The sequence below is a fragment of the Idiomarina sp. ST10R2A5 genome (assembly GCF_051842325.1).
Classification (GTDB): domain Bacteria; phylum Pseudomonadota; class Gammaproteobacteria; order Enterobacterales; family Alteromonadaceae; genus Idiomarina; species Idiomarina abyssalis.
Genome location: NZ_JBNIEX010000003.1, coordinates 112629 through 126303, shown reverse-complemented (window position 1 = coordinate 126303; position 13675 = coordinate 112629). Strand labels below are relative to the sequence as shown.

The window sequence follows — 13675 nt, the reverse complement described above, 5'->3', positions numbered from 1 at the left end:
ACCTGAGCCCAGACAGTTTAGCAGGGGTCTGGTGCGTTTTTACGAGAGTAGAACCACCAGGTTATCACGCTGCATATAGCGTAGAAGACAATAAAGCTCACTAAGGCAGCGGATACGCTTCCTGTCAGACTAATGGATGAACCATAAGCTTTCGGGATAAAGAAGCCGCCGTAGGCTGCGAATGCCGAGATAAAGCCAATAACCGCAGCCGACTCTTTATTGCCTTGCTTAATGGCTTCGTCGGTATCGCCCAGCTCGCGCTTGCGCTGATTCAGGAAAATGACCGGAACCATGCGGAAGGTGGAGCCGTTACCAATACCCGTTGCAATAAACAGCACCATAAAGGCAGCGAAGAAGCCCCAGAAGTTGCCTTCAGTACCCGCTATTGGCAGGAAGTACATGACACCCGCTACGCCGGCAATCATCAGCAGGAAGTTCCAGAAGGTTACCCTTGCACCGCCTAGCTTGTCAGCGACGATACCACCGACGGGACGAGCCAAAGCACCGACTAACGGACCAAGGAAAGCGTAAGCGGTTGGGTCAACTTCAGGGAACAGCATACCGGATAACAGAGGAAAACCAGCAGCGAAGCCGATAAAGCTTCCGAACGTTCCCAAATAAAGGATACACATGATCCAATTATGACTGCGTTTGAAGATAACGGCTTGATCACTGAACGAAGCTTTCGCTGAGGAAATGTCGTTCATACCAAACCAGGCTGCGACAGAGCCAATAACAATTAACGGAACCCACAAGAACGCAGCGTTTTGCAGCCAGACTTCCTGACCCGCATTCGCACCTTCCTGGATCACCAGTGGGTCACCTCCCATACCGCCAAACACACTGGCAGCAATAACCAGAGGCGCCAGTAACTGCATACCCGATACGCCCAGGTTACCCAGACCAGCATTCATGCCCAAGGCACCGCCTTTTTCCTTCTGTGGATAGAAAAAGCTGATGTTGGACATACTGGACGAGAAGTTACCGCCACCAAAGCCGCATAGTAATGCCAGTATCAGCATGATCATGTACGGCGTATCGGTATTTTGAACGGCAAAGCCAATCCAAATACACGGCAGTAGTAAGGACGCTGTGGATATTGCTGTCCAGCGACGGCCACCAAATATGGGGACCATGAAGCTATAGAAGATCCGTAAGGTCGCACCCGATAAGGCAGGTAAGGCCGCTAACCAGAACAGTTCGTTTTGGCTGTAAGGGAAGCCGAGAGCCGGCATTTTGACCACCAGAATACTCCAGATAGTCCAGACTGCGAACGCCAAGAACAGGTTGGGTATGGAAATCCACAGGTTACGGGTGGCAATACGTTTGCCTTTTTCTTCCCAGAAGGTTTTATCTTCCGGACGCCAGTCATCCAGCACCATAGAGTTCGGAGTGGACAGTTCAGGTAAGTCACGCTCTTCACGATCTTCGCGGTATTCAACACGCTCTGCGCGAAGAATAGCAAAGTGCATCCACGCCAGTGCGGCTGCAGCAATAACAAACAGCAGCATGAAACTGCTTTGCCACACGCCGATAACGTCGTTCAGCATACCGAAGGTTAATGGCAGCAGGAAGCCACCTAAACCACCAATCATGCCGACGACCCCACCAACAGCGCCTACGCTTTTAGGGTAGTAAACGGGTATGTGTTTAAATACTGCCGCTTTACCCAGCGACATAAAGAAGCCGAGTGCAAAAGTAAGGAAAACAAAGCCAAGTAATGTAATTTCGAAATGGAAGTTATAAGTCTGGTTTACCCCTTTAACCGCGTATTCGGTGCTGGGATAACTCAGTAAGAAAGTACAAATTACCGATGCAATGAATGTCCAGTACATGACTCGACGAGCCCCGTATTTGTCAGACATCCAACCGCCCAGAATACGAAACAACGAAGCAGGGATAGTGTAAAGTGCCGCTATCATACCGGCCGTTTTTATATCCAGCTCGTAAACACCGATAAGGTAGTGCGGCAACCATAAGGCTAACGCGACAAAAGCACCAAAAACAAAGAAGTAGTAAAGTGAGAAGCGCCAGACACGAAGATCACCAAGGGGCGACAGCTGCTCCCAAAAACCTTTTTGCTGAAGTTCCTGACGAGTTTCTTTTAGCGGATCGTCTTTTGCGAGGAAAAGGAAAACAACACCGGCAATCGCTAGTACCGTTGCATAAATTTGCGCAGTACCCTGCCAACCAAGGGCTATTAGCAGAAACGGAGCACCAAAGTTAGTTACCGCCGAGCCAACATTACCGGCTCCGAAAATGCCTAGTGCGGTGCCTTGTTTTTCTTTTACGTCGTTAAACCAGGCCGCCGTATAGGTGACACCAACAATGAATGAACCACCGGCCAGGCCAACACCTAGCGCTGCAACTAACAGCATAATATAGCTGTTAGCAAAAGTGAGTAAGTAAACACAGGCTGCGGTCAGTAGCATTAGGATACTGAAGACCTTTCGGCCGCCGTAGCGGTCGGTCCAAATACCCAGGAACATACGGCTGATAGATCCCGTTAGTACCGGGGTCGCCATTAGTAAGCCCAACTGAGTGTCAGTTAAGTTGAAGTCGGCTTTTATCTGAATGCCGATGATTGAAAAGATGGTCCAGACCGCAAAACAAAGCGTGAACGCCAGCGTTGAAATCGCGAGCGCCCTATTGCGTTGACCACCTGTGACTGACAGGGATTGGTTCATGAAAGACCTCCAGTTAGATCCATAAAGTCAGATGGCTAAACTTTACTGTTAACTGCAATAAAATGCTTTAGTATCAAAAGACTAGGACGAAGCGGTAGGTTCTGGTAATGCTACTTTAAGGGTAGTTTCAAGTGTCTTGGGAAAGCCTGTTAAAAGTGAGGAGGCTACCCCTTAATGGGTAATTTTTACTTGCCATAAAGAAATGAAATCAACTAAGGGGTACTAACTTATTTTCGCGAGTAAGCAGTCGATTTTCCGATAAATAAAAGATATATTACAAATGTACCTTTAAAAATTAAGCGGTGACAATGATGCAGATCACAGACAAACAAAAAGAAGAGCAGTTAATTCCAATTCTGCGCCAGGCATTTCGACCGCTGTTCCTGCTGGGAGCAGGGTTTAGCGCCATCGCTATGCTGTTGTGGGGGTTGGCACTTGGTGGAAAGGTCGATTTGCCCGTGTATGGCAACATCATGTTCTGGCACTCACATGAAATGATGTTCGGCTTTGTTATTGCTATTGTGCTTGGTTTCTTATTAACCGCGGTGCAGAACTGGACGGGGCTTAGAGCACCTCACGGCAATACCTTGCTTATTCTGACGGTATTATGGTCGGCAGCGCGGCTGGGTCTTTTGTTTGGCAGTGAGTTGCCCTGGTGGCTGGTTGCGGCTGTCGATGTCAGCCTTTTACCTGTTGCTGCATTTTTGTTCGGGCGCATGGTGCTCAAGGTGAATCAGACCCGGAATCTGTTTTTTGTCCCCATTCTGTTGTTGCTGACGGTTTGTAATTTGCTCATGCATTATGGCTTGCACTTTGGTCAGTACCATATTCAAATTCTTGGTGCCTACAATGCGGTGTTCCTGGTGACCTTGCTTATGGCAATTATTGGCGGCCGGGTACTGCCCATGTTTACCGCCAACGGCACCATGACACCGAAAGTACAGCCTATTGTCTGGCTTGATCGCATTGCGCTGGGCAGCTTGTGGCTTATTTTTGCGGTTCACTTTTTGAATCTGCACACCATTTTACCCAGTCAGGTGATGGTCTTCTTATTTACCGTTTCAGCTGTTGCTACAGCGATACGGGTAGCGCGCTGGAAAATCTGGATGACCTGGCGGGTGCCGTTATTGTGGTCGCTGCATTTGGCCTACTGGTTTATTCCGGTTGGGCTGGCGCTATTTGCACTGCGCTATGCCGGTTTTGAGCTGACTCAGAGCCTGGCATTGCACGCTCTGACCGCTGGTGCTATGGGTAATATGATTTTGAGCATGATAGCGCGGGTATCCCTGGGGCACAGTGGCCGTCCATTGCAACCCAAACTGATTATGACCGGCGCATTCTTATTGGTGCTAATTGCGGCTCTGACCCGGGTCTTTTTAATGTGGCTGGCGCCCGAGTTAACCAGCCAGTGGCTCATGTTCAGCACTTTAGGCTGGGCCTTGGCTTACGGTATTTACGTTGTGGTTTACTTTAAAGTACTGACCACGCCGCGTGCTGATGGCAACCCGGGTTAAAGGTCTGAGCAGTTAGGGCACTGCGGGTGTTTCTGAATATTGAGCCGATGCCAGTCACTGTGCAGCGCATCAAACAACAATACCGATGAATACAGCGGCTGGCCAATACCAGCCGCTATTTTTATTGCTTCGACAGCCTGCATGGTACCCACCACCCCCACCAAAGGGGACAAAACACCGGCCTCTGTACAACTGAGTTGCTGCTCACCAAAAAACTGGCTGTAACAGGCGTAGCAGGGCGAACTGTTTTGCATAGAAAAGCTGGCTATCTGGCCTTCAAAACGAATGGCAGAGCCGGAAACCAAAGGCGTTTTATTTTTCAGGCACGCTTTATTAACGTTGTTACGTGTCGCCAGGTTGTCGCAGCAATCGACAATGAGTGTGGCTTCTTCCGCTAACTTCATTAGCAAAGCGCCGTCTGCCCGCACCGGCAGTGCCGTAATATCAGCCTCGCTATTCAGTTGCATCAGGTGCTGACGAGCTTGTTCTGCTTTGTTTTTTCCCACGCTGTTTTCGGTAAACAGAATTTGGCGTTGCAGGTTATGACTGTCAATTACATCGTCGTCGACTAAAGTGATCTTCCCGATACCGGCGGCGGTTAAATAAGGTGCCACGGCGCATCCTAATCCGCCCAGACCAATGATGACTACATGGGCGTTTAGTAACCTTTCCTGGCCTTCTAAATCCATAGCCGGTAGGGCAATGTGTCGGTTGTACTTCAGCATCTGCTGATGAGAAAGGGTTTTACTCATAACGAGTTTCCATTGTTTTCAGGTACAAATTCAGGGCGAGTGGCCAGCCAGTAACCCACAGTGAGTAAGACCACACCCACCAGCCCTTTTAACCACACGGGAACCTGTGGAACCAATAACCATAACACCAAATAACCTGTTGCCATCATAATCAGGGCTATGACTTTGGAACGGCGTTTTATGACGCGATTATCGCGCCAGGCTCTAATATCCGGACCGTATTTGGGGTGGTTAATCAGCCAGGCTTCCAAACGTGGCCAGCCCTTGCTGGCAGCCCAAAGCGCGGCAATAAGAAAAGGAACGGTCGGCATCACCGGCAGAGCGATACCAACCAGCCCCAGTAGCACAAAAAATAGGGCCAGAGCGCGCCAGAGCAACCGAATCAACAACTCCCGGGTCATGACTTCATTCCCAGCCGGCCTGCCATTTTGTGCAGGTTACTGGCGTCCAGTTGCAGGTCTTTAGCAGCTTGACTCCAGCTGTTGTTATGCCGGCTTAAAGCCGCTTCAATCATTTTTCTTTGGGTGTAGCTAACCGCCTCCTTCATGGAAACGTTATGCACCGGCAACTCGGCTCCTCCGCTGTTTTTATCGGAATCCAGAGAGGCTGACATGGGTAACTGAACATCGAGATCCAACATGTCCGGCTCAATGGTCGCAATATCGGTTTTTTCAACGCCATGGCTCAGCAGCTTAATGGCCGCGCGGCTTATTACGTGCTCCAGTTCGCGCACATTCCCCGGCCACTGATACTGCTGTATGGCCAGTTCGGCTTCCGGCGACAGCCGCAAAGCACGAAGCCCCAGGCGCGCGCGGTTTAACTCAAGAAAGTGACCGGCCAGAATCGACACATCGTCATCGCGCTCACGCAAAGGAGGTATGGGTAACGGGTAAACCGACAGGCGGTGGTACAAGTCCGCACGGAAGGTTTCATTACTGACTTGCTGGCGCAGGTTACGGTTGGTGGCTGCTATCAGGCGTACGTCCACTTTACGGTATTTGTCCGAACCCAGTCGCTGTATTTCACCGTTTTGCAGAACCCGTAGCAGCTTGGCCTGTATCGACAGTGGCAGTTCGCCCACTTCATCCAGAAATAAGGTGCCGCCATGAGCCGCCTCAAAGCGCCCGGAACGGTCGCTGGTAGCACCGGAGAAAGCGCCTTTAACATGACCAAAGAGCTCACTTTCAGCTAAGGATTCTGGCAGCGCAGCACAGTTAACATAAATAAGCGGCATATCGCTGCGCTGCGACAATAAGTGAAGTTCGCGTGCGAAGAGTTCTTTACCGACGCCGGTTTCCCCTAAAAGCAGTACCGGTAAGTCAGCACCGGCGACAACTCTAAGTTCTTTCAGAACACCTTCTATGGCTTTGCTCTGACCAATAATTTCAGAGTCATTGGTTTCAGTCGCTCCGGCTTGCGGCATGGCGCGTTGTTGCCCCTGACGCAAGGCTCTGACGTTTTGCTCAAGCTGGCCAATACGGACCGCTGTTTCAACGAACAGACTGAACTTTTGCAACTCGAGTATGGAATCATCGGTAAAGGTGCCCGGCTGCAAGGCATCTAATGTCAGCACCCCCCAGCATTTGTTTTCCAGGTACAAGCTGATTCCCATGCAGTCGTGTACGGGCAGTGCATTACCCGGCTGCTCCGCTAATAAACCGTCGTAAGGGTCTGGTAACGAAGAGTCATGCTCAAACCTTACCGGGCTGCGGGAAGCCAGCAGTGCCGCCAGCCGTGGGTGTTGAGCAACCACAAAGCGACGACCCAGAGCTTCGCGTACCAGGCCCTGAATAGCAACGGGCTGAAGTACCTCGTTATCCAGTTTCAGTAACACCACTGCACCGCAGTTGAAATGGCGGCGTAAAGTGTTGACTAAATTTTGTAAACGTACGGCGGCAGGCTGCTCGGTTAGCAGGTCTGCTAATAGACTTTCTTGTAACATGGTTAAATTGACTGCCCAGGTTAAAAAGACCCTTATTGGTTGGGTTGATAGTACCTTGGCACCCCGGAGAGTCAATAATCACAATGGGGTAGAAGCTGGCCTGTTTGTTGCAATCAACAGCCATAGCGAAAGTTTAGACCGTTAAGTAACGGCTGAAAATTTTAATTTAGCAAACAGGAGTTACCCCATGAATACTTTAAATGAACGTTTACAAGCTGCTGAGCAGAAATGGCAGGACGCGAGCCCACAGGAATTAATTGAGCACATCTATTTGCGCTTTCACCAGTGTCATCGTGACCAGCTGCCAGAACTAAAGCAGTTAGCTATGCGCGTGGAAGAGGTTCACGGTGATCATGCCGAAGCGCCTAATGGCCTGGCTGAGCACTTAGACAATATGCTGCAGGAGCTGGAAAGCCACATGATGAAAGAAGAACAAATTCTGTTCCCAATGTTGTCGCGCGGAGTTTATCCAAGCGGGCCAATTTCAGTCATGGAAGAAGAGCACGTGCAGCACGAAGACGAAATCAATAAAATTGATGAATTGACCAACAACCTGACTTTGCCTGAAGGCGCCTGTGGCACCTGGACTGCGCTTTATAACGGCCTGAAAGAGTTACAGGAGGACTTGCGCGAGCATATTTACCTGGAAAACAACGTGCTTTTTGTCGAGAAGAAAGCGGCAGCACCGGTACACGGTAAAGATTTTTGCTGTGGGTCTTGTCAGTAATTTTGCTTAAAGTACATCACCTTTTCCAGGTACCGGCGGCTTTCAGCCAAAGGGTGTTTTGAAGTTAAGTCCCGGTAAATAACGCCGGGCTGACTTCGGTTCATTATCTGTATGGCTCTGTTGCGGTTGGATGAAAAGGTTTTTAGTACATTGCCGGCGCCGCCGTTATATGCGGAGACTATAGCGTATTCGCGGCTGTTTGGGTTCTGTATACCTTTTAGATACTGGGTGTTGAGAATGTATAAGTAGGCACTGCCAATATCTATATTCTGGGCAGGGTCAAACAACTGCTCGGAAGTAGGTTGTCCCGGTACTTCGCGCACCCGCTCAAAGACATCTCGCCCGGCGGTAGCTGCTACCACCTGCATTAACCCGTAGGCGTTAGCGTGGCTGACCGCATAAGGGTTGAAGCTGCTTTCAGTTTCAATAATGGCGTAAATAAGCTCGGGCTCAATATCATAGCGCTTCGCGGCCGCAATTACATAATCGGAATATTGGTGTTTACGCAGTGCTTTATGGTCGTCCACCAGTGCAATTTTCACTTCGTAAACGTCGTTGTCTTTGGCACGGCGCGTGCGCAGCTCGTTGTTAACTAAATACTCTGCAAAACGGTTGGCTCGCCACTGGTATTCGACCACCACATTGTCCTGGTCAACAACCTGGCCTCGCAAAAAGGGCTTTCCTGAACCTTTGGGCTCTTTATCAGTAAATATATCCACGGCGGTGAGATCTGCGGGTGTCAGCAGTGTGCGTACAATCGCCGCCTGCAATTTTTGCCGGGTTTCGGCGGGATCGTTGCTGTCATGCAAAGTGGCTACGGTCAGCAGGCCTTGCTCAAAATCAACCACGGCTTTGGCATGAAAGTTATCGCTGTATTTAACGTACTTTTTTTCGCTGGGAACCGTGTCTTTTTCTTCACCCCAAATGGCTTCGGCAACGGTACGAAGGTCGCGTAGCGCTTTGCGCAGATCTTCAATATCGCTAATAAGCTGACGGGGATTGCTGCGGTAGCTATTGAGACGCTCACGGGCTAACGATTCAACAACCGCTGTGGGGTCATTTCCGCTGAGGATGCCGGAAGTAACTACTCGCCTGACGTTATTCGGTGTCACTTCACAGCCGCCCAGAATTATTGTGGTAGTTAAAGCCACCATTAGTGTGATTATTTGAGTCTTTTTATTCATAGCGCCTAAATTGAGCTTCACTTCCCTTGTTCAAGCTTTTACATTAGGGAGACATAAAAATAAACCCTAAGCATTGTTTCGGCAGTGTGTAAAACAACAGGAATGAAGATGCGCAGTCTCAAATTAGCGGCGCTGATAGCCGCCTCGTGGTTCGTGATACCCACCCATGCACAGCAGCTGTCCGGCGAAAGTTCCTTACTTCCCGAAGCCAGTTACAGCGACTCCGAAGTGACCGTCGAGCAGGTTCTGGGTTACCCAATGGGTACCAAAATTACCAGTCCGGCGGATATGAGCCATTACTTTGAAGCACTGAAGCAGGCCTATCCTAAACAGGTAAAACTGCTTGAGTACGGCAAAAGTTGGGAAGGACGCACGCTTTATTATGCGGTTATTTCCAGTGAAAGGAACATGGCCGACTTTGACGGCTTCATGCAGGGAATGCAGTCCTTGGCTGACCCGCGTAAAACCGACAGCGATGACGCTGAGCAGTTAATTGACCAATTGCCCGGCAGCATCTGGCTGTCCTACGGCGTTCACGGCAATGAAATTTCCTCGCCCGAAGCGGCTATGATGACGGCTTATCATTTACTGCATGACCAGCGTGAGCAGACTCAGCAGTGGCTGGACAACACCATGGTGTTTATTGATCCATTGCAAAACCCCGATGGGCGGGCTCGTTTTGTGGATCGTTACTACATGAGTGTTGGGCTTGAGCACTCAGGCGATCGTCGCAGTGCAGAGCATAACGAACCCTGGCCGAACGGGCGCACTAACCATTACCTGTTTGATATGAACCGCGACTGGATTGCGTTGACGCAGCCTGAAATAAGCGGACAAATTGATGCCTTACTAAAATATTATCCGCTGGTGTTTGTTGATTTGCACGAAATGAGCGGTGATTCTACCTACTATTTCACACCCGAGGCGCGGCCTTATAACCCACTGATAACTGAAGCGCAGCGCGAAACGCTGAACTGGATTGGTAAAAATAATGGTCAGTGGTTTGATGAAAAAGGCTTTGATTACTTTACCCGTGAAATTTTCGATGCGTTTTACCCGGGGTATGGCGCCAGTTGGCCGCTTTATCAGGGCTCAGTTGCTATGACTTATGAAATGGCTTCGGCGCGTGGACATTTGTTTGAGCGCGAAGACGGCGACGTGCTGACCTACGCCGATGGTGTTCAACAGCACTTTATTGCGTCTATTTCGACAATCCAGACGGTTTCCGAGCGTCGAGAAGCCTTGTTGCAGAAGTTCTGGGAATACCGTAAGTCAGCGGTTGAAGCCGGTGAAGACGGCGATGTCCGCTCTATTATTCTGCCTGCCAAAGATGATCCGGCTGCTGCGCGCAAGCTGGCGTCCCTGCTGGTTGAGCAGGGTGCTGACGTGAGCCAGGCGGAGGAAGCCTTTGATGTGTGCGGAACCGACTATGAAGCCGGCGCTTACATCATTGATATGGCACAACCTGCACACCGCATGATACGCACTTTAATGGATGAGCAAGTGGACATGGCGGATGACTTTTTGGCCGAGCAGGAACAACGCCGAAACAATAACCTGCCGGACCAAATTTATGATGTAACCGGCTGGTCACTGCCATTGATGTTTAACGTTGACAGTCATCAGTGTGATGACCTGCCGAGTGTTGCCACGGCATCGGTTGAAGAAGGGCGCATTGAGCCAGGTAAGGTCATTAACCCGGATGCCAAGGTGGCCTTTTTGGTTCGCTGGGGTGACATGAATGCGGGTCGCTTCCTTACGGCCGCCTTGCGGGAAGGCCTGGAAGTTCGCCAAAGCGAATTAGCCTTTACTCATGAAAGCGCCGGCGACTTTCCAAGTGGTTCGCTCATTTTAACCCGCGCAGACAACCAGGGTGGCTTACAGGCCAAACTGCAGGAGCTGGCTAAAGCGTCCGGGGCAACCGTTGAAGGCGTCGATTCAAGCTGGATGACCGCCGGTCCGAACTTCGGTTCACATAATGTGAGTAAGCTGGAAGCGCCAAACATTGCTATTGCCTGGGACGAACCCGTTAGTGCCTATAATGCGGGCCATACACGCTTTGTTATTGAGCGTCAGATGGGCTATCCGGTAACAGCTATCCGCACTATGCAGTTACTTCGCTCTGATTTGGACGGTCTTGATGTTCTGATCCTGCCGGAGGGGCGCTACGCAGACGTCTTAAATGACAAAGCGGTTGAAAAGATTAAGCAGTGGGTGTCAGACGGCGGTGTTTTATTAACCTTAGGCAGCGCCTCTGCCTGGGCCGTTGAAGCCGGCGTGTTAAACACTAAACTTGAGCGCAAAGTCCCCGAAGAGGGCGTTACTAAGCCGGAAGACGAAATTAAAGTGGACGGCAAAGTCATTGAAAGCCGTGAGCAGTTCTTAACGGAAATAAAGCCGCACGGCGCTGACCCGGACTGGGTGCCCGGTGCGTTGCTAAATGCTGAGGTGGATACCGACCACTGGTTAAGTGCCGGTGTAAAGCCACAGGTTATCAGTATTTATAACGGCAACGATGTGTTTACACCTATTGATATCAACCAGGGTAGAAATATTGCCTGGTTCGCTGGTGCGGACGATATGCTGGCGAGCGGCTTTTTGTGGGATGACATTGCACAGCAACTGCCTTACAAACCGCTATTAATGTGGCAGCCAACGGGTAATGGTATGGTTATCAGCTTTACTCAGGAACCCACGTACCGTGCCTATATGGACGGCTTAAATACCTTGCTGATGAACGCCTTGTTCCTGGCACCGGCAAAAGCACAATAGGAGTGTGACATGGCACAGTTTGGAGTTATTGGTCTGGGCCGCTTCGGCGCCCGGACATCACTGGAATTATTAGAGCTAGGCCATGAAGTTATTGGCGTTGATGCTGACGAGAAACTGGTTGAAGAGCTTGCCGATCAGCTCACGCACTCGGCAATTTGCGATGTTACCGACGAGAAGGCACTAAACGAGCTCGACTTGTCCAATTGCGATGTGGTTCTAGTGGCGATTGGTGAAGACTTGCAGGCGAGCTTGTTATGCGTCTTACATTTGAAAACCATTGGAGTGAAAGAGATATGGGCGAAAGCGACGTCCAAGTCGCATCACCAGATCCTATCGAAGCTTGGGGTAAGCCGCATTATTCACCCGGAAGAAGAGATGGGTATAAGAGTTGCTCAGGCTCTGAATTATCCCATGGTTAATGAGTACATGTCGCTTGGGCATAACTGGTTTTGTGTCGAAATTGCGTTAGGAGAGAACCTTGAAGGTAAAACATTAAAAGATATTTTGCCCGATAACACAGACAACTTTCATTTGCTGCTGTTAAAGAAGCGCGATGAGGTGACTGTAATGCCCGGACCGGAAATTACTATAGAAGCTAACGAAACTTTGGTCATGGCCGGTAGCCTGAAAGCTTTAAAGTCAATTGCACCGAAGTTGGTCGAAGAGTCATGAAGCAATGGTTACCTTCTTTTTTTATGGTGTACACCCGAGCCAGGCGGAGCCAGCATAAAAGATTTAAAGCTGGTCCCCCTGTTGTCCTGGCCGGTGGTTTTTTCGTTCTAATTTTGTTTGGCGGCTTATTACTCAAACTTCCTTTCGCTACTGTAGAACCCATTAGCTGGTTGGACAGTTTCTTTACCGCAGCCTCAGCAGTAACCGTGACCGGACTGGTCGTGGTTGATACAGGACAAACGTTTACCTTTTTCGGCTTGTCTGTTATTGCCATCTTGATTCAGATGGGTGGTATTGGCTTTATGACTTTTGCCATTCTGGCAGTAATGTCGATGGGCGGAAATATTGGTATTAGTTATCAGCTTGTTGCCAAGGAAGCAATGCAACAAACAAGCTTAAAAAACATTGCTAAAACCGCTAAAACCGTGTTCTTTCTTGCCGTTATTGTTGAGTTACTTGGTACCGTTGTTTTAACCGTAACCTGGTGGAGTGAATTCGGTTTTTGGCGAGCGCTGGGGGAAGCTGCATTTTATTCGATTTCAGCATTCAATAACGCAGGTTTCGGTCTTTCGGCAAACAGCTTAAGTGATTATGTTGGCAGTATCCCAGTGAACCTCGTGGTTACTTTCATGTTCATTATCGGTGGTTTGGGCTTTTCAGTCTTAATGAACATATTCGAGCAGCGACGTTGGCATCAGTTCTCGGTTTACACACGCAGTATTCTTATTGCCACTCTCGTAATTAATCTCCTATCTGCTTTTATATTCTGGTTATTGGAGCATAGTAATCCAAACACTTTAGGATCTTTATCAACACTACAGCAGACATTAGCTTCTTGGTTTCAGGCAACGACACCACGAACTGCAGGCTTTAATACAATTGATATTGGTGAGCTGCGCGAGCCGACGTCAATGTACATTATGTTGCTCATGTTCATAGGCGGTGGCTCGATGAGTACCGGTGGTGGGATTAAGCTCGGAACTTTTATTGTCTTAATGATGGCAACTTATGCGTTTTTAAGAAGAAGGGAGCACGTTACTCTAATGCAGCGCAGTATAGAGCAGCAGATGGTGATGAAAGCCCTGGCCGTTTCGATGATAACTCTGTTAATCGCATTTTTAGGAATCTTTTTCCTAATGATTTTGAATCCGCTGCCGTTTATAGATATAAGCTTTGAAGTTTTGTCCGCTTTAGCAACCGTAGGGCTTTCAAGAGGAATCACCGCAGAGGTGACTGAGTTGAGTCAGATGCTACTCATTGTCCTAATGTTTGTCGGACGTGTAGGGCCGTTGACTCTAGTTTACTTCTTAACGACTCCAAACAGACGAAGAGTTCGCTTTCCAAAAACGGAAGTGCAGGTGGGGTAGTTTAATAAAGCCGAAATGCTTGTAAAAGAATGCTTATCATAGAACGATAATAAGAGAT

The 13675-nt window shown here is 49.4% G+C and carries 10 protein-coding genes; 5 read left to right on the top strand and 5 right to left on the bottom strand.

Annotated elements, in window-relative coordinates; all coding sequences use genetic code 11:
- Window positions 1-17: 17 nt before the first annotated feature.
- A complete protein-coding gene (locus ACP7FG_RS05110) occupies window positions 18-2687 on the bottom strand; it encodes a nitrate/nitrite transporter (RefSeq protein ID WP_416511707.1) in 2670 nt (889 codons plus the stop codon).
- Between the two features lie 311 nt (window positions 2688-2998).
- On the opposite strand from ACP7FG_RS05110, the gene ACP7FG_RS05105 reads away from it, so the two are divergent.
- Complete coding sequence (locus ACP7FG_RS05105) at window positions 2999-4201, top strand: NnrS family protein (protein WP_439225872.1); 1203 nt, start codon at window positions 2999-3001, stop codon at window positions 4199-4201.
- On the opposite strand, the gene ACP7FG_RS05100 is transcribed toward ACP7FG_RS05105, so the two are convergent.
- From ACP7FG_RS05100 to norR, 3 genes are read right to left on the bottom strand one after another with little or no spacing between them, the layout of a single operon-like run.
- Complete coding sequence (locus ACP7FG_RS05100; protein ID WP_439225735.1) at window positions 4198-4953, bottom strand: HesA/MoeB/ThiF family protein; 756 nt, start codon at window positions 4951-4953, stop codon at window positions 4198-4200. The two genes, ACP7FG_RS05105 and ACP7FG_RS05100, sit on opposite strands and share 4 nt — an antisense overlap.
- Window positions 4950-5354 (bottom strand): YbaN family protein, encoded by a 405-nt coding sequence (locus ACP7FG_RS05095; protein ID WP_417437364.1) that lies wholly within the window; start codon window positions 5352-5354, stop codon window positions 4950-4952. The genes ACP7FG_RS05100 and ACP7FG_RS05095 overlap by 4 nt, the downstream gene beginning before the upstream one ends.
- Window positions 5351-6895 carry a nitric oxide reductase transcriptional regulator NorR gene (gene norR, locus ACP7FG_RS05090; RefSeq protein ID WP_054488614.1) on the bottom strand — a complete coding sequence of 515 codons (1545 nt, stop codon included), beginning with the start codon at window positions 6893-6895 and terminating at the stop codon, window positions 5351-5353. Before norR ends, ACP7FG_RS05095 begins: the two co-directional genes overlap by 4 nt.
- Before the next feature lie 187 nt (window positions 6896-7082).
- Here norR and ACP7FG_RS05085 point away from each other — a divergent pair, with 187 nt between their 5' ends.
- Complete coding sequence (locus ACP7FG_RS05085; protein ID WP_439225734.1) at window positions 7083-7622, top strand: hemerythrin domain-containing protein; 540 nt, start codon at window positions 7083-7085, stop codon at window positions 7620-7622.
- On the opposite strand, the gene ACP7FG_RS05080 is transcribed toward ACP7FG_RS05085, so the two are convergent.
- Complete coding sequence (locus tag ACP7FG_RS05080) at window positions 7616-8806, bottom strand: murein transglycosylase domain-containing protein (RefSeq protein WP_439225733.1); 1191 nt, start codon at window positions 8804-8806, stop codon at window positions 7616-7618. The genes ACP7FG_RS05085 and ACP7FG_RS05080 overlap by 7 nt on opposite strands.
- A 108-nt stretch (window positions 8807-8914) precedes the next feature.
- Between ACP7FG_RS05080 and ACP7FG_RS05075 the strand changes: the two genes are divergently transcribed.
- The 3 genes from ACP7FG_RS05075 to ACP7FG_RS05065 are packed head-to-tail and all read left to right on the top strand — an operon-like array spanning window position 8915 to window position 13617.
- Entirely contained in the window at window positions 8915-11578 is a 2664-nt protein-coding gene (locus tag ACP7FG_RS05075; RefSeq protein WP_439225732.1) for a M14 family zinc carboxypeptidase, read from the top strand.
- A 9-nt stretch (window positions 11579-11587) separates the two neighbouring features.
- Complete coding sequence (locus tag ACP7FG_RS05070; RefSeq protein WP_439225731.1) at window positions 11588-12250, top strand: potassium channel family protein; 663 nt, start codon at window positions 11588-11590, stop codon at window positions 12248-12250.
- Window positions 12247-13617 carry a TrkH family potassium uptake protein gene (locus tag ACP7FG_RS05065; RefSeq protein ID WP_439225730.1) on the top strand — a complete coding sequence of 457 codons (1371 nt, stop codon included), beginning with the start codon at window positions 12247-12249 and terminating at the stop codon, window positions 13615-13617. Before ACP7FG_RS05070 ends, ACP7FG_RS05065 begins: the two co-directional genes overlap by 4 nt.
- Window positions 13618-13675: the final 58 nt, after the last annotated feature.